29 protein-coding genes are annotated in these 26,211 nt (G+C 45.0%); 24 read left to right on the plus strand and 5 right to left on the minus strand.

What is annotated here, in order from left to right:
* Nucleotides 1-127: 127 nt before the first annotated feature.
* A complete protein-coding gene (locus tag QZ135_RS16760) occupies nt 128-718 on the minus strand; it encodes a DNA-3-methyladenine glycosylase I (protein ID WP_294611800.1) in 591 nt (196 codons plus the stop codon).
* Nucleotides 719-846: 128 nt separating this feature from the next.
* Between QZ135_RS16760 and QZ135_RS16765 the strand changes: the two genes are divergently transcribed.
* The 3 genes from QZ135_RS16765 to QZ135_RS16775 are packed head-to-tail and all read left to right on the plus strand — an operon-like array spanning nt 847 to nt 3,585.
* Nucleotides 847-2,385, plus strand: a complete 1,539-nt coding sequence (locus tag QZ135_RS16765) for a peptide MFS transporter (RefSeq protein WP_294611802.1) — start codon at nt 847-849, stop codon at nt 2,383-2,385.
* Between the two features lie 38 nt (nt 2,386-2,423).
* Nucleotides 2,424-2,960 carry a hypoxanthine phosphoribosyltransferase gene (gene hpt / locus QZ135_RS16770; RefSeq protein WP_294611805.1) on the plus strand — a complete coding sequence of 179 codons (537 nt, stop codon included), beginning with the start codon at nt 2,424-2,426 and terminating at the stop codon, nt 2,958-2,960.
* A 52-nt stretch (nt 2,961-3,012) separates the two neighbouring features.
* Nucleotides 3,013-3,585 (plus strand): adenylate kinase, encoded by a 573-nt coding sequence (locus QZ135_RS16775; RefSeq protein ID WP_294611808.1) that lies wholly within the window; start codon nt 3,013-3,015, stop codon nt 3,583-3,585.
* Nucleotides 3,586-3,680: 95 nt separating this feature from the next.
* Here the strand turns inward: QZ135_RS16775 and QZ135_RS16780 are convergent, their stop codons facing one another.
* Complete coding sequence (locus tag QZ135_RS16780) at nt 3,681-4,349, minus strand: helix-turn-helix domain-containing protein (protein ID WP_294611811.1); 669 nt, start codon at nt 4,347-4,349, stop codon at nt 3,681-3,683.
* Between the two features lie 248 nt (nt 4,350-4,597).
* On the opposite strand from QZ135_RS16780, the gene QZ135_RS16785 reads away from it, so the two are divergent.
* From QZ135_RS16785 to QZ135_RS16845, 13 genes are all read left to right on the plus strand, one after another.
* A complete protein-coding gene (locus QZ135_RS16785) occupies nt 4,598-5,932 on the plus strand; it encodes a DUF1593 domain-containing protein (RefSeq protein WP_294611814.1) in 1,335 nt (444 codons plus the stop codon).
* 124 nt (nt 5,933-6,056) lie between these two features.
* Nucleotides 6,057-7,229 carry a GTPase ObgE gene (gene obgE, locus QZ135_RS16790; RefSeq protein WP_294611817.1) on the plus strand — a complete coding sequence of 391 codons (1,173 nt, stop codon included), beginning with the start codon at nt 6,057-6,059 and terminating at the stop codon, nt 7,227-7,229.
* On the plus strand, nt 7,226-8,038 hold the full coding sequence (pgeF, locus tag QZ135_RS16795) for a peptidoglycan editing factor PgeF (RefSeq protein ID WP_294611820.1): 813 nt from the start codon (nt 7,226-7,228) through the stop codon (nt 8,036-8,038). Before obgE ends, pgeF begins: the two co-directional genes overlap by 4 nt.
* A 4-nt stretch (nt 8,039-8,042) precedes the next feature.
* A complete protein-coding gene (locus tag QZ135_RS16800) occupies nt 8,043-8,708 on the plus strand; it encodes a phenylalanine--tRNA ligase beta subunit-related protein (RefSeq protein ID WP_294611823.1) in 666 nt (221 codons plus the stop codon).
* Nucleotides 8,709-8,725: 17 nt separating this feature from the next.
* A complete protein-coding gene (locus tag QZ135_RS16805; RefSeq protein ID WP_294611826.1) occupies nt 8,726-9,352 on the plus strand; it encodes a M23 family metallopeptidase in 627 nt (208 codons plus the stop codon).
* 69 nt (nt 9,353-9,421) lie between these two features.
* Entirely contained in the window at nt 9,422-10,423 is a 1,002-nt protein-coding gene (locus tag QZ135_RS16810) for a PhoH family protein (RefSeq protein ID WP_294611829.1), read from the plus strand.
* Nucleotides 10,423-10,815: a four helix bundle protein gene (locus tag QZ135_RS16815; protein ID WP_294611832.1), complete on the plus strand. Its 393-nt coding sequence runs from the start codon at nt 10,423-10,425 to the stop codon at nt 10,813-10,815. Before QZ135_RS16810 ends, QZ135_RS16815 begins: the two co-directional genes overlap by 1 nt.
* Before the next feature lie 22 nt (nt 10,816-10,837).
* Nucleotides 10,838-11,782, plus strand: a complete 945-nt coding sequence (locus QZ135_RS16820; RefSeq protein ID WP_294611834.1) for a phosphoribosylaminoimidazolesuccinocarboxamide synthase — start codon at nt 10,838-10,840, stop codon at nt 11,780-11,782.
* An 86-nt stretch (nt 11,783-11,868) separates the two neighbouring features.
* Nucleotides 11,869-12,606 carry a bifunctional demethylmenaquinone methyltransferase/2-methoxy-6-polyprenyl-1,4-benzoquinol methylase UbiE gene (gene ubiE, locus QZ135_RS16825; protein WP_294611836.1) on the plus strand — a complete coding sequence of 246 codons (738 nt, stop codon included), beginning with the start codon at nt 11,869-11,871 and terminating at the stop codon, nt 12,604-12,606.
* Between the two features lie 32 nt (nt 12,607-12,638).
* Nucleotides 12,639-13,385, plus strand: coding sequence for a shikimate dehydrogenase (locus QZ135_RS16830; protein WP_294611838.1), 747 nt, complete (start codon nt 12,639-12,641; stop codon nt 13,383-13,385).
* Nucleotides 13,386-13,403: 18 nt separating this feature from the next.
* The gene (locus QZ135_RS16835; RefSeq protein WP_294611840.1) at nt 13,404-14,354 is read left to right on the plus strand and encodes an alpha/beta hydrolase; all 951 of its coding nucleotides are present in this window, start codon (nt 13,404-13,406) and stop codon (nt 14,352-14,354) included.
* A gap of 38 nt (nt 14,355-14,392) precedes the next feature.
* Complete coding sequence (locus QZ135_RS16840; RefSeq protein ID WP_294611842.1) at nt 14,393-15,301, plus strand: TPM domain-containing protein; 909 nt, start codon at nt 14,393-14,395, stop codon at nt 15,299-15,301.
* Nucleotides 15,302-15,435: 134 nt separating this feature from the next.
* Complete coding sequence (locus QZ135_RS16845; protein ID WP_294611844.1) at nt 15,436-16,017, plus strand: LemA family protein; 582 nt, start codon at nt 15,436-15,438, stop codon at nt 16,015-16,017.
* A gap of 120 nt (nt 16,018-16,137) precedes the next feature.
* On the opposite strand, the gene QZ135_RS16850 is transcribed toward QZ135_RS16845, so the two are convergent.
* Entirely contained in the window at nt 16,138-16,701 is a 564-nt protein-coding gene (locus QZ135_RS16850; RefSeq protein ID WP_294611846.1) for a hypothetical protein, read from the minus strand.
* A 12-nt stretch (nt 16,702-16,713) separates the two neighbouring features.
* Nucleotides 16,714-17,202 carry a sigma-70 family RNA polymerase sigma factor gene (locus tag QZ135_RS16855; RefSeq protein WP_294611848.1) on the minus strand — a complete coding sequence of 163 codons (489 nt, stop codon included), beginning with the start codon at nt 17,200-17,202 and terminating at the stop codon, nt 16,714-16,716.
* 498 nt (nt 17,203-17,700) lie between these two features.
* Here QZ135_RS16855 and QZ135_RS16860 point away from each other — a divergent pair, with 498 nt between their 5' ends.
* Together QZ135_RS16860 and QZ135_RS16865 are read left to right on the plus strand one after the other, a co-directional pair.
* Entirely contained in the window at nt 17,701-18,312 is a 612-nt protein-coding gene (locus QZ135_RS16860) for a DUF6088 family protein (protein ID WP_294611850.1), read from the plus strand.
* Nucleotides 18,305-19,312, plus strand: a complete 1,008-nt coding sequence (locus QZ135_RS16865; RefSeq protein WP_294611851.1) for a nucleotidyl transferase AbiEii/AbiGii toxin family protein — start codon at nt 18,305-18,307, stop codon at nt 19,310-19,312. The genes QZ135_RS16860 and QZ135_RS16865 overlap by 8 nt, the downstream gene beginning before the upstream one ends.
* 563 nt (nt 19,313-19,875) lie before the next feature.
* On the opposite strand, the gene QZ135_RS16875 is transcribed toward QZ135_RS16865, so the two are convergent.
* Nucleotides 19,876-20,073 (minus strand): sigma factor, encoded by a 198-nt coding sequence (locus QZ135_RS16875; protein ID WP_294611855.1) that lies wholly within the window; start codon nt 20,071-20,073, stop codon nt 19,876-19,878.
* Nucleotides 20,074-20,697: 624 nt separating this feature from the next.
* Between QZ135_RS16875 and QZ135_RS16880 the strand changes: the two genes are divergently transcribed.
* The 6 genes from QZ135_RS16880 to pyrF all read left to right on the plus strand — a co-directional run bounded on the left by QZ135_RS16880 (nt 20,698) and on the right by pyrF (nt 26,210).
* The gene (locus QZ135_RS16880) at nt 20,698-20,922 is read left to right on the plus strand and encodes a hypothetical protein (protein WP_294611857.1); all 225 of its coding nucleotides are present in this window, start codon (nt 20,698-20,700) and stop codon (nt 20,920-20,922) included.
* Between the two features lie 87 nt (nt 20,923-21,009).
* Nucleotides 21,010-22,179: an AIR synthase-related protein gene (locus tag QZ135_RS16885; RefSeq protein WP_294611859.1), complete on the plus strand. Its 1,170-nt coding sequence runs from the start codon at nt 21,010-21,012 to the stop codon at nt 22,177-22,179.
* 20 nt (nt 22,180-22,199) lie between these two features.
* Complete coding sequence (locus tag QZ135_RS16890) at nt 22,200-22,403, plus strand: hypothetical protein (protein ID WP_294611861.1); 204 nt, start codon at nt 22,200-22,202, stop codon at nt 22,401-22,403.
* 5 nt (nt 22,404-22,408) lie between these two features.
* Complete coding sequence (gene prfA / locus QZ135_RS16895; RefSeq protein WP_294611863.1) at nt 22,409-23,521, plus strand: peptide chain release factor 1; 1,113 nt, start codon at nt 22,409-22,411, stop codon at nt 23,519-23,521.
* 45 nt (nt 23,522-23,566) lie between these two features.
* Nucleotides 23,567-25,348: a DUF4153 domain-containing protein gene (locus QZ135_RS16900; RefSeq protein ID WP_294611865.1), complete on the plus strand. Its 1,782-nt coding sequence runs from the start codon at nt 23,567-23,569 to the stop codon at nt 25,346-25,348.
* Between the two features lie 37 nt (nt 25,349-25,385).
* The gene (gene pyrF, locus QZ135_RS16905; RefSeq protein ID WP_294611867.1) at nt 25,386-26,210 is read left to right on the plus strand and encodes an orotidine-5'-phosphate decarboxylase; all 825 of its coding nucleotides are present in this window, start codon (nt 25,386-25,388) and stop codon (nt 26,208-26,210) included.
* The last annotated feature ends 1 nt before the right edge of the window (nt 26,211 follow it).

The following is a 26,211-nucleotide window of genomic DNA, read 5'->3' on the forward strand; positions in this document are numbered from 1 at the left end:
CGTAGTCGAAGGATCTACTCTCTGTGACACAAAGCTGCGCTACACAAGTAGGAGAAGAGATCCTTCGACTACGCTCAGGATGACGGATACTAACAAAGCAATTCTGATATATCAAAGTAATTTTGAATCAGGGCTTAATTTCAATTTTAGTTGCTTTACAGAAACAGTCTTCCAAATGGTCGTTCACAAAGCCTGCCGCCTGCAAAAAAGCATAGCAGATAGTGGAGCCAAAGAACTTGAAGCCTCGCTTTTTCATGTCCTTGCTCATAGCATCCGACTCGGGAGATGTGGCGGGAATCTGGCTCAGGGTCTTGAAGTTGTTGAGCATAGGTGGCTGTTGTGGAAAGAATGACAAGATGTACTCGTAGAAACTGCCAAACTCCTGCTGAATAGCCATAAATAGTTTCGCATTATTGATAGTGCTATTGATTTTCAACCGGTTTTTGACGATTCCATCAAATTTCATCAATCGCTCAATATCTTCTGATGTCATTTGCGCTACTTTCTGCACATCAAAGTGGTGAAAAGCTTCCCGGTATCCTTCACGCTTTCGGAGGATAGTAATCCAAGATAGCCCCGCCTGGGCACTTTCGAGTACAAGAAACTCAAACAGGGTTTTATCATCCGTAACAAGATTACCCCATTCCTCATCATGGTATTTTATGTACAGTTCGTCTGTTCCAGCCCAACCGCAACGCGCATTTATCAAATCTTCCATACTTATTTTATGTTAATAGAAACTCAACAAAGGTATATTTTCTAACTCAATGTAAAGCCATATCTTAAAAATATTCCCTACTTTTGCCTGATAATAAGGAATTATTAACACGAAAGGCAAATATTCTAATGAGTACATCCAAACACCCCAAAGGTCTTTACCTCATCTTCGCTACCAGCACGGCAGAACGTTTCAGCTATTATGGTATGCGGGCTATCTTCATCCTGTTTTTAACCCAGGCACTCCTGTTCGACAAGGAGCATGCAGCTTCCATCTACGGCAGCTACACCGGAATGGTCTATCTGACGCCACTTATCGGCGGATATATTGCTGATAAATACTGGGGAATACGCCGCTCCGTATTCTGGGGAGCGATGATGATGGCAGTGGGACAATTCCTGATGTTCTTCAGCGCCTCGATGCTGGATACGAAAGAGCTCTCCCACTGGCTGATGTATGGCGGACTCGCCTTTCTCATATTGGGAAACGGCTGTTTCAAACCTACCGTAACAACATTGGTGGGGCAACTCTACGAACCGGGAGACAAGCGATTGGACTCCGCTTATACCATATTTTATATGGGAGTGAATGTCGGTTCTTTCTTTGCCCCGTTAGTTTGTGGTTATTTCGGTGAAACAGGTGATCCGAATGACTTCAAATGGGGATTCCTGATTGCGGCAATCGTTACCGTATTTACAGTTATTCTATTCCAAACGCAGAAGAATAAATATCTGATCGGCCCTGACGGACAGCAACTAGGCATTATACCGGATGCCAAGCGTGAATACCGCAAAGAGAGCAAAACTGCTCAACAAACTGCAATAGATAAAGATAAGAAAACCCGTAATTACCTGCTTCTCGCAGTATTAACCATTGCTCTTGCCACCTTCTTTTATTGGTGTTTTGGCAATGATTGGTTCAGCATCGGCATCTTTACCGCTTGTATTGTATTCCCTGTCAGCATCCTGCTGGATGGTTCGCTCACCAAGATAGAACGTAGTCGCATCTTTGTCATCTACATCATTGCCTTTTTCGTCATCTTCTTCTGGGCAGCCTACGAACAGGCGGGCGCCTCACTAACACTCTTTGCATCGGAACAAACCAACCGTGTCATCCTCGGCTGGGAAATGCCTGCTTCATGGATACAGTCTTTCAATCCGTTCTTTGTAGTGGTTCTGGCTGCAATCATGCCGGGGATATGGGGATTCCTCAACAAACGGGGTGTGGAACCTGCTTCTCCCACGAAACAAGCTATCGGTTTATTATTACTTTCTTTAGGCTATCTGGTCATCTGCTTCGGAGTGAAAGATGTGCAACCGGGCATAAAAGTCAGCCTTATCTGGCTGACAGGACTATACTTTATCCATACCATGGGCGAGATATGCCTCTCTCCCATCGGACTATCTATGGTAAACAAACTGACTCCGCTCCGTTTTGCTTCGCTGATGATGGGTATCTGGTATCTTTCTATGGCCACAGCCAATAAATTCGCAGGCACTCTTACTGGCCTTTATCCCGAAGCCGGAAAGGTGAAAACCTTGCTTGGATACCCTATTGAAAACATGTTCGACTTCTTCATGGTATTCGTTATTATGTCCGGCGTTGCCTCTCTTATCCTCTTCCTGCTCTCAAAGAAATTACAGAAGATGATGCATGGAGTGGAATAAAATCGTATTTTTGTGCCAATTTTTAAAATCTATCCCTTATGGACACCATACAAATAAAAGACAAAAAGTTCACTGTCTCCATCAAGGAACAGGATATTCTGAAAGAAGTAGCCCGCGTTGCGAATGAAATCAACTGTGACCTGGCAGGAAAAAATCCTCTGTTTCTCAGCGTTTTGAACGGTTCGTTCATGTTTACCGCTGACTTAATGAAGCTTATCACCATTCCTTGCGAGATTTCTTTCGTGAAACTGGCTTCTTATCAAGGTGTGTCCTCTACCGGAACCATCAAGGAAGTCATCGGTATCACCGAAGACCTCACAGACCGCACAGTAGTAATTGTGGAAGATATTGTAGATACGGGACTGACCATGCAACGTCTGTTGGAAACTCTGGGTACACGCAATCCGAAAGAAATCCACATAGCTTCTCTGCTGGTGAAACCGGATAAGTTGAAAGTAGATTTGAATATCGAATACGTAGCTATGGAAATCCCCAATGACTTCATCGTAGGTTACGGATTGGATTATGACGGTTTTGGACGCAATTATGCAGATATTTATACAGTAGTGGATTAAAAAGGAATTTGAATTAGGTATATATAAGTAACAGTTAAATTGTAAATCACAAATGTTGAACATTGTAATTTTCGGTGCTCCCGGTTCAGGCAAGGGAACACAAAGTGAGAAAATCGTAGAAAAGTACGGTATTAACCACATCTCAACCGGTGACGTGTTGCGTGCAGAAATCAAGAACGGCACAGAACTGGGCAAAACAGCTAAAAGTTATATCGATCAAGGTCAGTTGATCCCTGACGAACTGATGATTGATATCCTTGCAAGTGTATTCGATAGCTTCGAAGACAGCAAAGGTGTAATCTTCGACGGTTTCCCCCGTACGATTGCACAAGCAGAAGCTCTGAAGAAAATGCTTGCTGAAAGAAATCAGGGAGTAAGCATTATGCTTGACCTGGATGTACCCGAAGAAGAACTGATGACACGCCTCATCAAACGTGGTAAGGATTCCGGTCGTGCCGATGACAACGAAGAGACTATCAAGAAACGTCTTCTTGTTTATCATTCACAGACTTCTCCGCTGATTGACTGGTACAAACAGGAAGGACAATACCAGCACATCAAAGGACAAGGTGCATTGGAAGATATTTTTGCTGACGTTTGCGCTGCGATCGACGCTGTAAAGTAAAGCTACACAATCATAATTTAGAAGCGCGGTAATACCCATGAAAATGATATTACCGCGCTTTGTTCTTCTACCGTCTGCCCTAAAATAACAGGAAACTACTTCATGATCTTCTTTTTATATTCACGCGGGGTACATTGGATTTTCTTAAAGAATGTAGCATTAAACCGAGCTATAGAATTGAATCCACATTCGTATGCAATGTCGGTAATGCTCATATCGGTAGTCAGTAATTTACGTTGTGCATGGGCTATTCTTAACTCAGCAATATAGTCGCTTATTGTAGTACCAAATGCCTTCTTAAATATATGATTGGCATAATCAGGATGCAGAGCTACTGCATTACCAATATCGTTGGCTTTAATATTATTACAATAATTCTTAGTGAGATATATGGTTATTTTTTCGATAAGTGTCGTTTGATATGAAGCCAATGCTATACCGTCATCTGAAGACCGTAAATGATGAGCCATACGAGTGATTCTGGCCTGCATTTCTAACAAAATAAGATCCGATTGCATATTAACACCGCTATCCTTCAACCAATTATTTAGTAAGAACTCATCATATTGAGAATATTCATCTGTTTGTTCATATAGAATATCTCCTCTGAGCAAGCTGTCTACAAACTGTGCCGGAAGCTTCCAGGATAAAAAATGTGCAAAAGGAATGGTACATACATAATACTTTTCTACATTTTCATAATGAATTATTTGGTGAGGAATAAGTCCCCAGAATATCGTAAACCGTCTATTGGGTATCGTCATTTTCTCGTTGTGTCGCAAGTAAGTGATATTCCCTTGAGACAGGTAATTTATCTCTATTTCATTATGCCTATCGTATCTGGGCATAACACGGGGTACCCATGTCTCACATGTAAGTCCATAAGGTTTAAATTCCTCACGGAACTTATCAAAACAGTAGCATTTCTCGGAATTCATTATATTCGTATATAAATATAGAGAGTGTTATTCACATTTTGGTGGTAAATTTGCAAAAATAATCTTTAAATGCCATGAAAAAAGTACTTTTCTTCTTTTTCTTTCTTACAACATGGAGCCTCTATTCAGAGGCGCAAGTTGCTAAAGAAGAAAAACATCGACTGATTGTAACCACTGATTTAGGGGGAACTGATCCGGATGATATCCAGTCAATGATACACTTGTTATTATGCTCAAATGTAATCGACATTGAAGGACTAATCAGTTCACAAGTATGGATGGACGACCCTGATAAAACAGCTAAAATTTCAGAAGTAGTAGAACAATTCGGAGAAGTTCTTCCTCGCTTGAATAAACATGCAGAAGGATATCCCAGCTTGAATCAATTACGGGCAATTATAAAACGAGGGCAACCTTTCTCTAATATGACCGGAGTAGGTCAAGGCAAAGATTCACCGGGATCAGAACTGATAATCTCGGTAGTTGATAAAAAAAAGGATCCGCGGCCCGTATGGCTTGCAGCTTGGGGTGGAATGAATACGATAGCACAAGCCTTATGGAAAGTGAAGCATACACGTAGTGAAAAAGAACTTAAGAAATTTACTGCAAAAATTCGCATATATGATATCCTGGGGCAAGACGATGCCGGGGCTTGGATAGCAAAGAACTTCCCGGAAATAGTATATATCAGAAACAAAGAAGTATACGGTTGGGCCCCTTCAGATCAATGGATTAAGCAGAATATTCAAAGTCATCAGCCATTGGGCAAGCACTACCCTAACAGAATTTGGGTAGCGGAAGGAGACTCACCTTCTTTCTTTTACGTATATGCTAATGGTTTGAATGTACCCGACTCACTTGAATATGGAAGCTGGGGAGGCCGTTTCTCCAATCAAAAGACAAGCGGCATACGAGGTATGGATTTTATAGTACGTAGCGGAAAAGATGAAACACAATATGACCCTTATTACATGCATGGAAGCTGCAAAGAGGGCTGTGCCGCCATCAACAAATGGAAACAGCATATTTGGAATAATTTTGCAGCACGTATGTTGTGGACTACAACCGATGATTATAAAGCGGCGAATCATCATCCGCATGCAGTACTTGATGGAGACCGTTCACTAAAATGCATTTTTAAAAAGGCAAAAGCCGGAAATTCCATGGTTTTAGATGCCGACGGTTCTACTGATCCTGATGGTAACAAACTGATATACAAGTGGAGTGTTTATACTGAGCCAAGCAGCTACAAAGGTGAAGTAAAAATAGAAGGAGATAATACGGAAAAATGCAAAGTACATATTCCTGCTGATGCTGCGGGCAAAAACATACATATCATTTTAGAATTGACGGATGAAGCAACTCCGGCACTTACCGTTTATAGACGAGTAGTGCTAAAAATAAGTTAGAAATACCCTCCGCTATGGATTAATAAATAAAAAGGAATAAAAAAGTTTGAGGTAGTCTTGGAGAATCGTTACTTTTGCATCGAAAAAGAAAATAAGTATTTTTAAATCAATCGTAAGGAAAGAAATGGCTGAATCGAATTTTGTTGACTACGTAAAGATATATTGCCGCTCCGGAAAGGGCGGACGAGGCTCTACGCACATGAGGCGTGAGAAATACATACCCAATGGCGGCCCCGACGGAGGTGACGGAGGACGAGGAGGTCATATCATCCTGCGCGGTAACCGTAACTACTGGACATTGCTGCATTTGCGTTATGAACGCCATGCGTTGGCAGGACACGGAGAATCCGGTTCCAAAAACCGTAGTTTCGGTAAGGATGGGGAAGACAAAGTGATTGAAGTTCCTTGCGGCACGGTAGTTTACAATGCCGAGACGGGTGAATACATCTGTGACGTCACTGAGCACGGACAAGAAGTAATCTTACTGAAAGGTGGACGTGGCGGTCAGGGCAACAGCCACTTCAAGACAGCTACCCGTCAGGCTCCCCGCTTTGCACAGCCGGGCGAACCGATGCAGGAAATGACCGTAATCATGGAGTTAAAACTCCTGGCAGACGTAGGTCTGGTAGGTTTCCCGAATGCCGGAAAATCAACCTTGCTGGCTTCCGTATCTGCCGCCAAACCCAAGATAGCCAATTATCCTTTTACCACCCTGGAGCCTAATCTGGGCATTGTCTCCTATCGTGACGGTAAATCATTCGTCATGGCGGACATTCCCGGTATCATCGAAGGGGCCAGTGCCGGAAAAGGGTTAGGGTTGCGCTTTCTGCGACACATCGAGCGTAACTCTCTGTTGCTTTTCATGGTGCCTGCCGATAGTGACGACATCCGTAAAGAATACGAAATCCTGCTGAACGAACTAAGCACTTTCAACCCTGAAATGCTGGACAAACAACGGGTACTCGCCATCACCAAGAGCGATATGCTCGACCAGGAATTGATGGACGAAATAGAGCCTACACTCCCTGCAAACGTTCCGCATGTATTCATTTCTTCCATTACCGGTATGGGACTTTCCGTACTGAAAGATATTCTTTGGGAAGAACTGAATAAGGACAGCAACAAGATAGAAACTATCGTTCACCGTCCGAAAGATGTGAGCAAACTCCAGGAAGAACTGAAAGCCATGGGTGAAGACGAAGATCTCAGCTATGAATACGTAGAAGATGACGAGGATGTAGAAGACCTGGAAGACTTTGAGTACGAGGAGGAAGACTGGGAGGATGACAAGCAATGATTGCTTTGACAGAAGATAAAAGAATGTTGGGATACGGGGTTATGACACCGTACTCCAACATTTTTTGTTTTGCAACTACCCGCCGGGGAGGTTTCAGTGAAGAGAATTATGCCTCCTTCAACTGCACGCCTTACACTGGAGATGATGCGGACTGTATCCGTCGCAATCAGGAATTGCTTTGCAGTTCCATGCCTCAACTGCCGAAAGAATTGGTTATTCCTTTTCAAACGCACAGCACAAACGTTTTCGTTATTGACGAGACATATCTGCAAGCTCCCAATGAAGAACGTACTGCGATGCTTCAAGGAGTGGATGCACTGATAACCCGCGAACCGGGTTGCTGCATCTGCATTTCTACGGCAGATTGTATTCCCATCTTGTTTTACGACCGCAAGAACCAAGTTGTAGCTGCCGCCCATGCCGGTTGGCGGGGAACGGTGAATTACATAGCCGGACATACACTCGACAGAATGCGGGCACTTTACGGCACAGATGGAAAAGATGTGATAGCCTGTATCGGTCCCGGCATCTCCTTACCCTCTTTTGAAGTAGGCGAAGAAGTGTACGAAGCTTTCCGCATGAATGGTTTTGCCATGGATTACATTTCGGAATGGAAACCGGAGACACATAAGCACCACATTGACCTGTGGGCTGCAAACAGGATACAATTGCTCGACTTCGGAGTACCCGGAGAACAGATAGAAACATCGGGGATATGCACTTATATGAAGCATGAAGAGTTTTTCTCGGCAAGACGGCTGGGCATTAAGTCCGGACGTATACTGTCGGGGATAATGATAAAGATTTGAATATATGTACAACATTACCGTATCAGAAGAAATAAAGAACGCCTGCCCCATATTTAAGGGTGCAGCTATTTATGCCGAAGTCATCAACACCGCTTTTCGTGAAGGACTTTGGGAAGAAATCAATGCCTTCACCAAAGAGCTGACTTCTACCACCCAACCCGAAGACATCAAGCTGCAACCCGCTATTGCAGCCACCCGAGAGGCCTATAAACGCTGTGGCAAAGACCCTAGCCGTTACCGTCCTTCTGCCGAGGCCTTACGCCGCCGGTTGATGCGCGGAATAGACCTTTATCAGATAGACACACTGGTGGACCTGATTAATCTGGTTTCGCTACGTACAGGTTATTCCATCGGTGGCTTCGATGCAGACAAGATACAGGGAAACAACCTTGAGCTGGGAGTAGGCCGTGCTGAAGAACCTTTCGAAGGCATCGGACGCGGTGTGCTGAATATCGAGGGACTTCCCGTTTACCGTGATGCCATTGGCGGCATCGGTACTCCTACCAGCGACCATGAACGTACCAAGATGGATTTGGGCACCAGACATATCCTTGCCATTGTGAATGGTTACAGCGGACAGGAAGGTTTGCGCGAAGCTGCCGGAATGATTCAAGAGTTATTAAAAAAGTACGCATCATCCGACGGAGGAGAAATCATCTATTTCGAATAAAAGCTAAGCCTTAAACCATGAACATACTCTATTTATTATTATCTGTACTATTGTCCATCACTCCACCGGAAGAAAAGCCGAGTTTCACTCAAATGGAAATCAACCATATCCGCGTTGCCACACCAGAGCTTTTTGCCAACAATAAGTTATTAGAATTGCATCTGGAACAAATACCCGATACCGCCTATTGCTTTCCACTTCCCGGAGGAAAAGTAATCTCTCCGTATGGACGCGGAGGAGGTCGCCACTCCGGCATAGACATCAAGACTTGTGCCAAAGATACCATACGCAGTGCCTTCGACGGTGTTGTACGGATGTCAAAGCCCTATAGTGCTTATGGCAACGTTATCGTCGTACGCCACCCTTCGGGACTGGAAACCATATACAGCCATAACTTCAAGAATCTCGTACAAAGCGGTGATGTCGTAAAAGCCGGACAAGCCATCGCACTGACCGGACGCACCGGCCGCGCAAGCACCGAACACCTGCACTTCGAAACCCGCATCAATGGCCAGCATTTTAATCCCAATCTCATTTTCGATTTCAAAGAAAGAACACTCCGCAAAGAATGTATTCATTGCACCAAGAATGGAAATAAGGTCATCGTGAAGCCTGCAACAAAAAAAACAGCCGGAACTACCTAAGTATCCAAACGTTTCACTAAATTTGCAACTGTTTTACTTATAAAACGACATGAACTTATAAACAATTCAATGATAGAAAAACTGATTGTTCTCGAGGATATCGACCCGGTTATCTTTTATGGCGTAAATAACGCCAACATGCAACTGATAAAAGCTTTGTACCCCAAACTACGCATTGTTGCACGCGGCAATGTCATCAAAGTATTGGGAGACGAGGAAGAAATGTGCGCATTCGAAGAAAATATCACCAAACTGGAAAAGTACTGCGCCGAATACAACTCGTTGAAGGAAGAGGTTATCATCGACATCATCAAAGGGAATGCACCACAAGCGGAAAAATCGGGCAATGTCATCGTATTCAGCGTAACGGGCAAACCAATTATCCCCCGTAGCGAGAACCAGATGAAACTGGTGGAAGGCTTTGCCAAGAATGACATGGTGTTTGCCATCGGTCCTGCCGGTTCAGGAAAGACATACACCGCCATTGCCCTTGCCGTACGTGCCCTTAAAAATAAAGAGATAAAAAAAATCATCCTCAGCCGCCCTGCCGTAGAAGCCGGTGAAAAGCTCGGTTTCCTTCCCGGCGACATGAAGGATAAGATAGACCCCTATTTGCAACCGCTATACGACGCCTTGCAAGATATGATTCCGGCAGCCAAACTGAAAGAATATATGGAACTGAACATTATCCAGATTGCTCCCCTCGCCTTCATGCGCGGACGCACACTGAATGATGCAGTCGTGATTCTGGATGAGGCGCAAAACACTACTACCCAACAAATCAAGATGTTTCTTACCCGTATGGGCATGAATACCAAGATGATCGTAACTGGCGACATGACGCAGATAGACTTGCCATCTTCCCAGACATCGGGATTAGTGCAAGCGCTACGTATCCTGAAAGGTGTAAAAGGTATCAGCTTTGTAGAGCTGAATAAGAAAGATATAGTACGCCATCAATTAGTGACTCGCATCGTAGATGCCTACGAAAAGTTTGAAACAGCTACAAGAGACAAGCTACGAGCTACAAGTAAAGAAACAGTGGTTAGTAGTGAAAAGAAAACAATGTAATGGGAGAAATAAAGACACATAAAGATTTGAAAATCTGGCAAAAAAGTATTGATTTAGTAATGCTTGTCTATAGTTTAACCAAGCAATACCCTAAAGAGGAGTTGTATGCCATGACTAACCAAATCAGAAGGTGTGCCACATCAATCCCTGCCAATATAGCTGAAGGGTCAGGCAGAAAGAATAAGGCGGAATTTATACAATTCCTATATATATCTTTAGGTTCAGCAAGCGAACTGGAAACATTTCTTATTATTTCGGAAAGGTTACATTACATAACTCTTGAAGAATATAATAACAGTTCAAATGCTTTGAATGAAATAATAAGAATGACTTGTGGCTTAATTAACTCATTAAAAATAAACAATACGAGCGCAGCCTCTTGTAGCTTGTAGCTCGTAGCTAAAGAACTATAATATGAAAGCATTAACAAAAACAGATTTTAATTTTCCGGGACAGAAAAGTGTGTACCATGGAAAAGTACGCGATGTTTATAACATCAATGGTGAAAAACTGGTCATGGTAGCAACCGACCGTATCTCTGCATTCGACGTTGTTTTGCCGAAAGGCATTCCTTTCAAAGGACAAATGCTGAACCAGATTGCAGCCAAGTTTCTGGATGCCACTACCGACATCTGCCCCAACTGGAAGACAGCCACCCCCGACCCGATGGTAACGGTAGGTGTGATGTGCGAAGGTTTCCCCATCGAAATGATTGTACGCGGTTATCTTTGCGGTAGCGCATGGCGTACCTACAAAAGCGGTGTACGCGAAATCTGTGGTGTAAAGTTGCCCGAAGGAATGAAGGAAAACCAGAAATTCCCCGAACCCATCATCACTCCGACTACGAAAGCTGAAATCGGTGAACACGACGCAGACATTTCAAAAGAAGAAATCCTTGCTAAAGGTCTGGCTACTCCCGAAGAGTACGCTATATTAGAGAAATATACCATGGCCCTCTTCAAAAGAGGAACAGAAATCGCAGCAGAACGCGGTTTGATTCTGGTAGACACGAAGTATGAATTCGGTAAACATAACGGTACCATCTACCTGATGGACGAGATTCACACTCCGGACTCCAGCCGTTACTTCTACACCGAAGGTTATCAAGAACGCTTTGAAAAAGGCGAAGCACAGAAGCAGCTTTCCAAGGAGTTCGTACGCGAATGGTTGATGGACAATGGTTTCCAAGGCAAAGAAGGACAGCAGGTTCCTAAAATGACAGACGAAATCGTAGCTTCTATCAGCGAACGTTATATCGAATTGTACGAGCACATCACAGGTGAGAAATTCGTAAAAGAAGATACGAGCAACATTGCAGAACGCATAAGCAAAAACGTTACCACGTTTTTAAATGAATAATTAAAAATTAAAAGCTGTCATACGTCATCATAACGCATCCCGGCTTTCCTTTTTTAATTTTCAATTTTTAATTTTTAATTTATCTAATGGATTATCCCCAGGAACATATCAAACCCTACGGAGAGGACGGAAAGAAGAGTGAACAGGTAGAAGAAATGTTCGACAACATTGCTCCTGCCTATGACAAGCTGAACCATACCCTTTCGCTTGGCATCGATCGCAGTTGGCGCCGGAAAGCAATCAAATGGTTAAAGCCTTTCCAGCCGAAGCGCATCATGGACGTTGCCACCGGTACAGGTGACTTTGCCATCCTCGCTTGCCGAGAGTTGCAGCCCGACGAACTGATAGGTACCGACATCTCGGAGGGAATGATGAACGTGGGGCGTGAAAAAGTAAAACAGGCGCACCTCTCGGACAAGATTTCCTTTGCCCGGGAGGATTGCACCTCTCTCTCATTTGCCGATGAAACGTTTGATGCCGTAACCGTAGCGTTCGGTATCCGCAACTTCGAAGGACTGGACAAGGGGCTGGCGGAAATGTGTCGCGTACTGAATCCCGGAGGACATCTCGTCATTCTGGAACTCTCTACGCCGGACCGTTTCCCGATGAAACAGCTCTTCACCATCTACTCTAAAGTAGTTATCCCCCTGCTCGGCAAATGCCTGTCAAAAGACAACAGTGCCTACACCTACCTTCCCCAAAGCATCCGTGCTTTCCCGCAAGGCGAAGTGATGCAGGAAGTTATCCGCAAGGCAGGTTTCAGCCAGGTAAACTTCCGGAGGCTGACGTTTGGTATATGCACTTTGTACACTGCAACTAAATAGAATATTATTAACGTTAGCACACTAAGAGAATTATGCAGAAATATGGTTTAATAGGCTATCCGCTGAAACATTCGTTTTCTATCGGATATTTCAATGAGAAATTCAAATCGGAAAATATCGATGCTGAATACGTGAACTTTGAAATACCCAGCATCAACGATTTTATGGAAGTCATAGGGGAAAATTCCAACCTCTGCGGACTCAACGTGACCATTCCTTATAAGGAACAAGTCATCCCTTACCTTGACGAGTTGGACAAAGACACCGCCAAAATAGGTGCAGTCAATGTCATCAAAATCATCCGCCAGCCGAAAGGGAAAGTTAAGCTCGTCGGCTACAATTCGGACATCATCGGATTCACACAGTCCATTGAGCCTTTGCTGCAACCTCATCACAAGAAGGCATTGATTCTGGGCACAGGCGGCGCATCCAAAGCCGTATTCCACGGCCTTGCCAATCTGGGCATCGAAGGTATATTCGTATCGCGTACCAAAAAAGGACCTGAATACCTTACTTATGAAGAACTGACACCGGAAGTCATGCAGGCATATACAGTCATCGTCAACTGCACACCGGTAGGTATGTATCCCAAAGTGGATTTCTGCCCGAACATACCATATGAACTATTAACTCCCAACCATTTGCTCTACGATTTGTTATATAATCCCAACGAAACTCTCTTCATGAAAAAAGGAGAGGCACGCGGCGCCGTCACCAAAAACGGACTGGAGATGCTGCTGTTACAGGCTTTCGCTGCCTGGGAAATATGGAACAAATAGAGTAAAAAGGAAGGAAAGATGAAGAAAGGTATCAGATACGGTCTTTTAGGACTGTTAGTGGTTATCATTGTTGCCCTCGTAGGCGCGAGTTTCTATATGCTCAGCTATTCGCTGAGACCGGATCACAACAAAGGGAAAGACATTCCCGGCTCCTACGAGTACATGCTCAGCGAGTATCCGCAAATCAAGCCCTGGCTCGACAGTTTGCAGACTGTCGGCGCTTTGCGGGATACCTTCATCATCAACCCCGAAGGAGTGCAACTGCATGCCATTTATGCAGCCGCCCCTGAACCTACCAACAAAACTGCCGTCATCGTACATGGTTATACGGACGATTGTATCCGTATGCTGATGATAGGTTACCTCTACAACAAAGATTTAAAGTACAACATCCTGCTGCCCGACTTGCAAAACCAGGGACTGAGTGGCGGCCCTGCCATACAGATGGGGTGGAAAGATCGTTTGGACGTACTACGCTGGATGGATATTGCCAACGATATTTACGGCGGAAACACCCAGATGGTAGTACATGGCATCTCTATGGGAGCTGCAACAACTATGATGGTGTCCGGTGAACCACAACAACCTTTCGTGAAATGTTTTGTGGAAGATTGCGGTTATACCAGTGTATGGGATGAATTCTCCTACGAATTGAAAGGACAGTTCGGATTGCCCGCTTTCCCATTGATGTACACCACCAGTTGGTTATGCAATGCTAAGTATGGCTGGAGTTTCAAAGAGGCTTCTTCGCTGAATCAAGTAAAGAAATGTAAGTTGCCGATGTTCTTCATCCACGGTGATGCAGATACGTATGTACCCACCTGGATGGTCTATCCCCTTTACGAAGCCAAGTCGGAACCCAAAGAATTGTGGATCGTTCCCGGTGCCACACACGCCATGTCCTACAAGGATTATCCGGTGGAATACACCGAGCATGTGAAGAATTTCACAGGAAAATACATCCATTGATGTGATTTTTCCTATCTTCGTCCTACAAATACATTAGTATGAAAAGATTAATTTCCATCAGTTTATTCCTATGCCTGCTTCTATCCATACAGGCACAGAAGGTCTATACTACAGACAATATCCCCAAAGTACATCTCCAAAACAAAATGCGCTATGTCTGCAATCCGGACGACATCCTCTCACAGGCTGCCTGCGACAGCATCGACCGTATGCTGTATGCGCTGGAACAACAGACGGGCATTGAAACAGTGGTTGCCGTGGTTCCCTCCATCGGCAATGAAGATTGTTTTGACTTTGCGCACCGACTGCTCAACGAGTGGGGTGTGGGAAAGAAAGACAAGAATAACGGTCTGGTCATCCTCTTGGTAACAGACCAGCGTTGCATCCAGTTCTACACAGGCTATGGCTTGGAAGGAGACTTGCCTGATGCCATTTGCAAACGTATCCAGACCCGGGATATGATTCCCTATCTGAAAGATGGTAACTGGGATGCCGGCATGGTGGCAGGGGTGCGTGCCGTTTGCGGCAGACTGGACGGCAGCATGGTAAACGATACGGAAAACGAAGAAGACCTTTCTTTCTTTGGTATTCTGGCGGCGGTCATCGGTTTCTTTGTTGTAGCCGGACTGATAGGCTGGATTGCGGCACGTGCTGCAAGCAAATGCCCCAACTGCGGACAACACAAGTTGCAACGTACCGGAAGTAAAGTCGTTTCACGCCGCAACGGAGTGAAAACGGAAGACGTCACCTATACTTGCCGCAACTGCGGACACAGCGTAGTGCGCCGTAAGCAATCATATGATGAAAACTATCGTGGCGGTGGCGGAGGAGGTCCGGTCATCTTTGGCGGTGGCGGAGGCTTCGGAGGCAGAGGCGGAGGTGGTTTCAGCGGAGGCAGCTTCGGTGGAGGCATGGGAGGAGGCGGAGGCGCCGGTTCCCGGTTCTGAGAGTTGAAACTCTCAGAGTGACAAGCTACGGGCTACAAGCAACAAGTGCCTTTCGGTATCACAGCGCAGCAACTCGTAGCTTGTAGCTCGTAACTTGTAGCTAATTAATAATAATCATTTAATAAAAGAAAAGTATGAAGAAGTCAACTATTATCATTCTTGTTGTTTTAGCACTCCTCGTCATTTGGGGCGTCACTGGTTATAACGGACTGGTAACTATGGATGAAAACGTAAGCGGACAATGGTCGAATGTTGAAACACAGTATCAACGCCGTGCCGATTTGATTCCTAATCTGGTCAGCACAGTAAAAGGATATGCATCTCACGAAAAAGAAACGCTGGAAGGTGTAGTACAGGCTCGCAGCCAAGCAACTCAGATTAAAGTAGATGCCAACGACCTGACTCCCGAAAAGCTGGCTGAATATCAGAAAGCACAAGGTGCCGTCACTTCCGCACTGGGCAAGCTGCTTGCCATCACCGAGAACTATCCTGACCTGAAAGCCAACCAGAATTTCCTGGAACTGCAAGCTCAGTTGGAAGGGACAGAGAACCGTATCAACGTGGCACGTACCAACTTCAACAATGCAGCGAAGAATTTCAATACTGCCATTCGTCGCTTCCCGAAGAACATTCTTGCAAGTCTGTTCGGCTTCGAAAAACGCGCTTACTTTGAAGCTGCCGAAGGAGCTGAAACAGCACCGCAGGTACAGTTTTAAATAAATAATTCCTAACCGCTACAAACGGTTCTATAAAACAAGCACCCCTTCCACCCATCGGAAACTCCGCTATATTCGAGTTTCCAGAGTGGAAGGGGTACTTACTTTCTTTTAAGATTACTACTGTAAATCCGTTATTGCCTCCCGCAATTCCTTTATCCCACTCCATGCCTTAAGGAATAAACGGATTCCTATCAGCACTCCGACGACAAGTCCGGTACACAGACCTATTATCATAGAGCGGTTACCAAATTGAGACATATCCCATATCATACTTATTAGAAGGGGAATAGCACACAATACACTTACAACTATTCCTACCTTGAAAGACATTCTGAAACGGCTTTCTGTCAAACATACCTCACGTACAGTCATCTTCAGACAATCTATCTTTCTTAGTAGTAACATCCACGTAAGTTGCCGAGCCATTATCACAGCAATAAACAAGAACAACAATATCCACGTCAGTATGCTGTAATTAAGTCCATGTTGATGAACAGAAATCCAGAGAAGGATAGGTAAACAGAGTATTACTATAATCGAGCTTCGCCGCAATACGCGCTCTCGCACTTGCTTCACTTTGCTGTTTACCGTTTTATTCAGTTGCTGGTGCTGCTCCATTTCCAGACGCCCCAGCCTTTCTTCCATTATATTCCAGTTTTGTTTCAATTCTTCCAGTTCCATAATCCGCTTTATTTAGCTATTCGCTTGTTTGGTTAGTTTATCCTTGATTCGTTTCAGTCTCGAAGCTACAGTGTTGCGCGGCATTCCGACAATCTCCGCAATCTCCTCATAAGAATTTTCATCCAGCCACAGCAAGATGACGGCACGTTCAAACTTGTCCAGTCCCGCAATGAGACGGTACATCTCTTTCAAGCGTCGGGTCGTTTCACTGTCCTCTGCTTCCAGCCCGTAGAGGGAATCCAAGGAAGTATGTTCGCCCCGGCGTTGCTGCTGGCGGTAGAAGGAGATACAAGTATTCAATCCCACGCGGTAAATCCACGAAGAAGGTTTGCCTTTGCCTTCATAGCTATCAAAACCTTTCCAGAGGTTTATTACGACATCTTGGTAAAGGTCTTTAAAATTATCTCCATCCGTGGCATACATATAGCAAATTTTATAAATCACCCTTTTGTACTCTTCAATGAGAGAAGTGAAGTGTTGTTCTTTAGCATTCTGTTCCATCTTAAGATAGTCTTTTCTACATAAGACGCCCGATTTGGGAATTAGTTGCAGGGGAAAGAAAAAAATACAGGTAAACCCAAATCTTCAAAACAAGAATATTCATGGGGTAGCTTTAATGTTTGTAAATAAAATGCTAAAGCACCAATTATCCGCTTACAAGAAGTTAAGAGTTTGTCGACAAGGAGTTAACTTCCTGTTGACAAACTCTTAACTTCTTATCAACAAGAATACCACTTTTTGTAATTCGCTGATAACAAGCATTAAACCAGTCTTCTCACAAGATACTCTTTGTATATAAATATCATTATTTCATGAATCAGACTGGAAGACGGATTAAAAATCCTAATACTCAAGAACGGGGGATGACACATCCGCCGGGACGGGACACGGAATCGACTTAAAAACGACTATTTGTTTTGGCTGTCTCACGAAATATTGTACTTTTGCATTGAATATGTCGCCAAAAAAAATGTTTTTGGCGACAAAACAAAGGTAAAAATGGCATCACAAAGTATTGAAAATAAAGTGCTTGATATGATAAAAAGGAGAAAGTACGGCACTATATTGTTTGCGAGTGATTTCGCTGATATGGGAGAGCGTAAGACCATCAACAAGGCTTTTGAACGTATAGCTACGTCCGGCAAGATTATCCGTCTTGCGAGGGGGATTTACTGCAAGCCGAAAGTCGATACCGAATTTGGTTTCGGTATCATGTACCCCAGCGTGGACGATGTTGCCCAAGCCATTGCCCAAAGGGACAAATGTCGCATCGTGCCGACCGGTGACGCGGCACTGAACAAACTCGGACTTTCCACACAAGTGCCGATGAACGCAGTTTATTTTACCGACGGCACCCCCCGCAGATTAAAAATCTATAACGGTAGAGGTATCCTCTTCAAGCACGTTGTACCCAAACGGCTCGATTTCAAATCGGAACTGATGATGCTGATTACTTTCGCTCTTCAGACGCTCGGTCAGGGCAATGTGAGCGAGGAACAACTCAACCGAATCAAGCAACTATTATCCAATGAACCCAAAGAACGAATCGCCGAGGATCTGAAATTGGTTCCGGGCTGGATACGCTCCATAATATTAAAAGCGTATGAATAATTGTCTTCAACTTCCCGCAGACAAACGTCGCACCATCTATGAACAAGTCAGTCTGCGCCTGGGCATCGACGATCCTAAAGCGATAGAAAAGGATATTTGGGTAACGGGGATTCTTCAGGCAGTCTATACTCTCCCGTATGCGGACAAGTTGGTGTTCAAAGGGGGATCATCATTGAGTAAAATATGGAACCTGATTTTGAGATTTTCGGAAGATATTGATCTTGCTATCGACAGAGGCATCTTCGGTTTGGAAGGCGATCTGACGAAGAAACAACTAAAAAAATTGCGCAAGGCGTCATCGCTGTTTGTCAAGGATGTCTTTGCAGTGGACTTGCAGAATACAATTCATGCGAACGGGCTGGCCGACTATTGTACGATAACCGCAGATCCGGACGGCGAAGGAGACGCGACTTACCCGGAGCCTCGGAAAGTGCATATCGCTTACGAATCGGTTTTCGGAAATGCCGCACCGGATTATCTGCAATCCGAAGTGCTGTTGGAAATCGGAGCACGCTCTCTGTTTGAGCCGACAGCCAAGGCTAAAATCAAGTCGTTGGTAAGCGAAAATTCTACGATAGATACTACCTTTGCTGATGTTGATATTATCTCCGCCGTACCTGAAAAGACTTTTTTGGAGAAGGTGTTTCTGCTCCATGAACTGTTTACTACCGATGGTTGCCGTACTGCCAATCGCAAGTCACGCCATCTTTACGACCTGATGAAAATGATGGACGAGCCGTTTGCCAGAGATGCTGTCCATGATGATGAGCTGTGGAATACTATCCATCATCACCGGGAGGTGTTCACCTCCATAAAGGATGTGGACTACACGCCCGATATACGCAAACGCATTGTCCTTTTGCCACCGGAAGAGGTGCTGAAAGTATGGCAGGAGGATTATAAAGCCATGCAGGAGTCTATGATATATGGAGAGCAAGTTACATTTGAGCAACTTTTGTCGAAGATACAGGAGTTGCAGGCACGATTCCGTTCTATCTGATTTTGCAGTGGAAGCGAATATTCTGTGCGTGATTCTGCTTTGCCTCGCGAGCGGGCTGCTGTATGGCATCGGCTTTTGGAGACGAAAGACCGCAGATGCGGCGTTTGCTGCCGCACAGACGGCTGGCAGTGATGAGCAACGTGACCGCTTCTGCCGCATGGCCGTGTTGGCCGGGCATCGGGATAAAGGTACACTTTTTAGTTGAAATTCCGTTCCATCGCTCCATCGGATATGTTATCCGATGATTAGAGTATTAGGATTTGTAATCCGCTAATATACGGGAAAGGGTAGCGGGGTTAACTTCCTGTTGACAAACTCTTAACTTCTTGTCAACAAGAATACCACTTTTCGTAATTCGCTGATAACAAGCATTAAACCAGTCTTCTCACAAGACACTCTTTGTATATAAATATCATTATTTCATGAATCAGACTGGAAGACAGATTAAAAATCCTAATACTCAAGAACGGCGGATGACACATCCGCCGGGACGGACGAATCGAGCGAAGTATGCTCACCCCGGCGTTGCTGCTGACGGTAGAAGGAGATGCAGGTGTTCAGCCCTACACGATAAATCCACGAAGAAGGTTTGCCTTTTCCTTCATACCCATCGCCCCCCGCCAAAGGTTTATCACGACATCCTGATAGAGATCTTTAAAATTATCCCCATCCGTAGCGTACATGTAGCAGATTTTATAGATCACTCGTTTGTATTCCACGATAAGGAAAGTGAACTGTTTTTCTTTCGTATTCTGTTCCATCTTAAGATAGTCTTTTGTACATAAGACGCCGGCTTTGAATATTAGTTGCAGGAGGGAAGAAAAAAAAGCAAGTTAAAGCTGTTTTTACGCTCAGAATTTGCCATCTTTTGCCACTGCATTGGCAAAGTTTTGCCAAGCCTATGGCAAAGTCTTGCCACCCTGATGGCAAAAGTTTGCCAAGCCCATGGCAAGACATTGGCAAAATAACAGTAACGATTACCTCGCTTAGAGGTCACTGTTCCAGCAGGGTTAGCTATAAAAAAATTATAGCTCATTTCTGCCTCACTCTATACATACTTTTTCAAAAAAAACGTGTACCTTTGTTGCGTATTTCTTTCGTAGGAAAGAGATATATTTTCCGATTTGGAGATATCATTTTATTATTCGTAACTTCTAAAGTCTGGTAAATTTTTGCAAGAGCGAATAATAAGTGGAAGTCTCCACGTCTGGGTTGCGTATAACTTTGTTATATACACTCTGGCGTGGGGCTATTGCTTATTGTTTTCTTGACGGGTTTACCAGAGCCTTGGAGTTGAATAATAATGCCAATAGTTCCCACGCCTCTTTTTTTTTACAGTTAGAGAAGTAGGAACACACGACTAACCCTTTAAAACTTATAACACGATGGATGAACCTCTTACCTGCTCCTGCCAGATGAAAACCGACTTAGAAAACTCGGCCGATGCTTTTTCTTTTTTTAAAGAGAATTACCCCTTATCCAGTATTACGAATAATCTGAATACACTTTCCAAGCAAGAACTGCGCTGCGCTTGTTGCCTAATGGGGACTGCCTTAATGGCAATGTCCCGGAAGAAAACAATTTGGGAGCGATTGAAAGCAAAGAAGTAGAGTTAGGCTATTTTCTTATGCAAACTCAAGGCTATAAGCAAAATAATCGCTACTTTTGCGCATTCAATTGAAAAAACATATCAACTCATGAGTAACCAAAGATACATGATGCGTGGTGTCAGCGCGTCTAAAGAAGATGTGCACAATGCCATCAAGAACATCGACAAAGGTATTTTCCCGCAAGCTTTCTGCAAAATCATCCCCGACATTTTGGGTGGCGACCCGGAGTATTGCAACATCATGCATGCCGACGGTGCAGGAACCAAATCTTCACTGGCGTATATGTACTGGAAAGAAACCGGTGACCTCTCCGTATGGAAAGGGATTGCACAAGATGCCTTGATTATGAATATTGACGACCTGCTCTGCGTAGGTGCAGTAGATAATATCCTGGTGTCTTCCACCATCGGACGAAACAAGTTGATGATTCCGGGCGAAGTAATCTCCGCCATCATCAACGGTACGGACGAGTTGCTCGCCGAACTTCGTGAGATGGGCGTAGGCGTATATGCCACAGGCGGCGAAAATGCCGACGTGGGCGACCTGGTGCGTACCATTATCGTAGACAGTACCGTGACTTGCCGCATGAAGCGCAGCGACGTGATTGACAATGCGAATATACGTCCGGGCGATGTGATTGTAGGTATGGCTTCTTACGGACAGGCTACTTACGAAAAAGAATATAATGGCGGTATGGGCAGCAACGGTCTTACTTCTGCCCGCCACGACGTATTCTCCAAATATCTGGCAGAGAAATATCCCGAAAGTTATGATAAGGCAGTGCCCGAAGAGCTGGTTTACAGTGGCGGTCTGAAGCTGACGGATGCCGTAGAAGGCAGTCCGCTGGATGCAGGCAAGCTGGTACTCTCCCCTACCCGCACGTATGCGCCGGTAGTGAAGAAGTTGCTGGATGCGCTTCGTGCAGATATTCATGGTATGGTACACTGCTCGGGTGGGGCACAGACCAAGGTGCTGCACTTTATAGGTGATAACTGCCGTGTGATTAAGGATAATCTGTTCCCCGTTCCTCCTTTGTTCAAGACCATTAAGGAAGAGAGCAACACGGACTGGGCAGAGATGTACAAAGTATTCAATATGGGGCACCGTCTGGAAGTATACCTGTCGCCCGAACATGCCGAAGAGGTAATCGCCATCAGCAAAAGCTTCGGTATCGATGCTCAGATTGTGGGACGCATTGAGGAAAGCGATAAAAAGGAGCTGATAATTAAAAGCGAATTCGGAGAATTCAAATATTAATCAAATATCTGACTAATAAAATGAAGAAACTCATTTATATACTCTGCTGCCTTTTTTGCCTCTTTATCACCATAGATATGGGATGCGATATATGGGAACAAGTATCTACACAACCGTTCACTTTCCGGATATTCATGCGTATACTTGCACTTTTGGGCTGGTGTTTCATCACTTATGGTGTTATCACCCGGAGATATAAATGGGTACAAAAACTTTGTAAATAAAATAAATGGCAGACAACAACACCATATTAGAAAAATTGGAAGGGCTCGTGGCCCGCTTCGAAGAAGTATCGACGCTGATTACAGACCCGGCAGTGATTGCCGACCAGAAGCGTTATGTGAAGCTCACCAAAGAGTATAAAGAACTGGGCGACCTGATGAATGCCCGCAAAGAATATATCCAGGTGCTAAACGGCATTGAGGAAGCCAAAGAAATCATCACCAACGAAACAGACCCGGAAATGCGGGAAATGGCCCGTGAAGAGTTGGATGCCTGCCAGACCCGCCAGCCGGAACTGGAAGAACACATCAAACTCCTCCTCGTGCCCGCCGACCCACAGGACGGCAAAAATGCCATCCTCGAAATCCGTGGTGGCACGGGTGGCGACGAAGCCGCCATCTTTGCCGGCGACCTCTTCCGCATGTACACCAAGTTCTGCGAAACAAAAGGCTGGAAGATGGAAATATCCAGCGTAAACGAAGGCGCCGCAGGCGGATTCAAGGAAATCATTTGCAGCATTACAGGAGATAATGTGTACGGAACCATGAAGTACGAATCAGGCGTACATCGCGTGCAGCGTGTTCCGGCCACCGAAACCCAGGGTCGTGTACATACTTCCGCCGCCAGTGTGGCTGTGCTTCCCGAAGCCGAAGAGTTTGATGTAGTCATCAACGAAGGCGAAATCAAATGGGATACCTTCCGAAGCGGCGGTGCCGGCGGACAGAACGTAAATAAGGTGGAGTCCGGTGTGCGCTTGCGCTACATCTGGAGAAACCCCAACACAGGCACTTCCGAAGAAATACTGATAGAATGTACCGAAACGCGCGACCAACCTAAAAACAAAGAGCGCGCCCTCTCGCGTCTGCGTACTTTCATCTACGACAAGGAACACCAGAAATACTTGGACGACATTGCCTCCAAACGGAAAACGATGGTATCTACCGGAGACCGCTCCGCTAAAATCCGTACCTATAATTATCCGCAGGGACGCATCACCGACCATCGCATCAACTATACCATCTATAACCTTGCCGCTTTTATGGATGGTGGCATCCAGGACTGCATAGATCACCTGATTGTTGCAGAGAATGCAGAACGGCTGAAAGAAAGTGAACTTTAATTCCAAGGGAAAGACATAGCCCCGGAAACTTCAACGGCAGAACAGATGAAAGGACAGTTTTTAAATAAAGCATTTCATACTCTGGCGGAAGCATTTCAGAATTGCCTGAAACGTTTTCCAACCACAGTATGTTTTGTCCTTGCACTTACCGCCTATCTGGCTTATCTGGTATCTACCGAAATGGAGGATGAAAGAAAACTGACGCTGGTGCTGGGTTATTACTTTTCCGTCGGTACCCTGCTCTCGCTCACTCTCCACCTGTGGAGCGAAGAGATAAAGAATCGAACAAAAGGAATAAGTGCACACATCGTGATGCATATATTGCTCATTGCCGACGCAGTGTACCTCTACAGCCTCTCTCCCGAACGGTCGCTCACCGAGATAAGCATAGCCCACGGAGCAGCCATCCTGGCATTGTGGCTTTCAGTCTTTTTCCTCTCGTTCACCAAAGAAAAGAATGACATTCCGAGTTGGAACTTCGCTTCATATACCGTAGGGGCCTTTGTCACGGCAAACGTGGTGGGACTCATTATGAGTGGCGGAATAAGCCTGCTCGTCTTTTCACTTCACCAGCTCTTCGACGTGGATGTGAGCTGGAAATGCTATCTGTATATCCTTACCGTATGCAGTGTGTTGCTCCCGATGCTACTCTTCCTTGGCATGTTGCCCAAAGATGAACAAAAGCACAACCAAGAACCGCAACCTTCGGAATTCCTGAACGGAACCATACATTTCCTTTTCCTCCCGCTCATGGCAGGCTACCTACTTGTGCTTTATATCTATGCCTCCCGCATCCTTATCAGTTGGGAACTACCTACAGGTTGGGTATCCTGGCTCGTAGTAGCACTCATGGGGGGATGCATCGCCATCGAATTCGGATTGTATCCGGCACGAGTCAGTGAATCGAAGCGTGCCAACGAATGGATTGCACGCTGGCTGCCTGCCCTGGTGCTGCCGTTGCTGATATTGATGACGGTCGGTATCATCCGCCGTTTCAATGACTATGGTGTCACCATAAACCGCCTTTACCTGATTACCCTCAACATCTGGTGTTATATTGTTTGCTTCGGACTTGTCCTTACGCGGGCACGCCGCATCAGTTGGATTCCCATTTCATTCTCCATCATCTTCCTGCTGACTTCCGTGCTACCGGTGAACTATGCAAGTATCACCCGGAACATCATGCGCAGCAGCATAGAGAAAGAACTGGCACGTAGTGGCGAAACAGATTTACCCCTCTCACGCAACCAATACGACAACTGGCTGGATTCGCTTCCGGCAAAGACCGCATTACAAATGAACGACCGACTCCGTTATCTGCACTACTGGTTCGGGCGAAAAAGCATATCTGACCTTGTGGACAAAGATGCATCATTCTACTATGGTAAAAACCGTTTCGATACAGAAAGTGATGAAGCAACCGACGATGATAAAGCCGCAGCCGATAACAATCCTCCTATATCATATAGTGGTCAGTCATCCCCCCGGACAAGCATCGAGATACCTAAGGGATACAATCATTTCGTCATCATACCGGAATCAACCAGATCGAGCAGGCAACTCAACATTCCACGAAAGTATTTAGAAACAGGAATACTGCCCGCTTCTCTTGGTACCCAAACAGACCAAATGAACGATACGGTCTATATCGACCTCAAAACCATTGAGACACTTCAACGCTACAAATACGGTGAAATGCCTCCTACACAATTCAAGTGCAATTCCGATAAATGCCTCTTCATGCTGACAGAGTTCTCCTTAGATTATCAGAAAGAAGGGAACGAAACTCTCCGGCTAAACATAAACGGCTACTTATTCAAGAAATAATAAAAAATGAATCATAAACAGACTAAATATATCCGATATGAATAAACAACAGCTTTTTGAAAATATCAAGTGCAAGAAATCATTTCTCTGCGTAGGTCTGGATACAGACATCAAGAAAATTCCCGAACACTTGTTGAAAGAAGAAGACCCGATTTTCGCTTTTAACAAAGCTATCATCGACGCAACGGCCGACCTTTGCATCGCCTACAAGCCCAATCTCGCTTTCTACGAAAGCATGGGTGTGAAAGGCTGGATCTCCTTCGAGAAAACCGTAAAGTATATCAAAGAAAACTATCCCGATCAATTCATCATCGCCGACGCCAAACGTGGCGACATTGGAAACACATCTGCCATGTATGCCCGCACCTTCTTCGAAGAACTGGACATCGACTCTGTAACCGTGGCTCCCTACATGGGTGAGGATAGCGTTACACCGTTCCTCACTTACGAAGGGAAATGGGTCATCCTTCTGGCACTGACCAGCAACAAAGGTTCGCACGACTTCCAGTTGACGGAAGACACTAACGGCGAACGCCTCTTTGAGAAAGTGTTGCGTAAATCGCAAGAATGGGGCGGAGACGAACAAATGATGTACGTGGTAGGTGCTACTCAGGGACGTGCCTTCGAAGATATCCGCAAGATTGTTCCCAACCACTTCCTGCTTGTGCCGGGCGTAGGTGCACAAGGCGGTTCACTGGAAGAAGTTTGTAAGTATGGCATGAACTCCACTTGTGGACTGATTGTGAATTCCAGCCGTGGCATCATCTATGTAGATAAGACTGAAAAATTTGCAGAAGCTGCACGCAATGCCGCTAAGGAAGTACAACAGCAGATGGCGGAACAGTTGAAAGCTATCCTCTAAG

The sequence above is a fragment of the uncultured Bacteroides sp. genome, assembly GCF_905207245.1.
GTDB lineage: Bacteria > Bacteroidota > Bacteroidia > Bacteroidales > Bacteroidaceae > Bacteroides.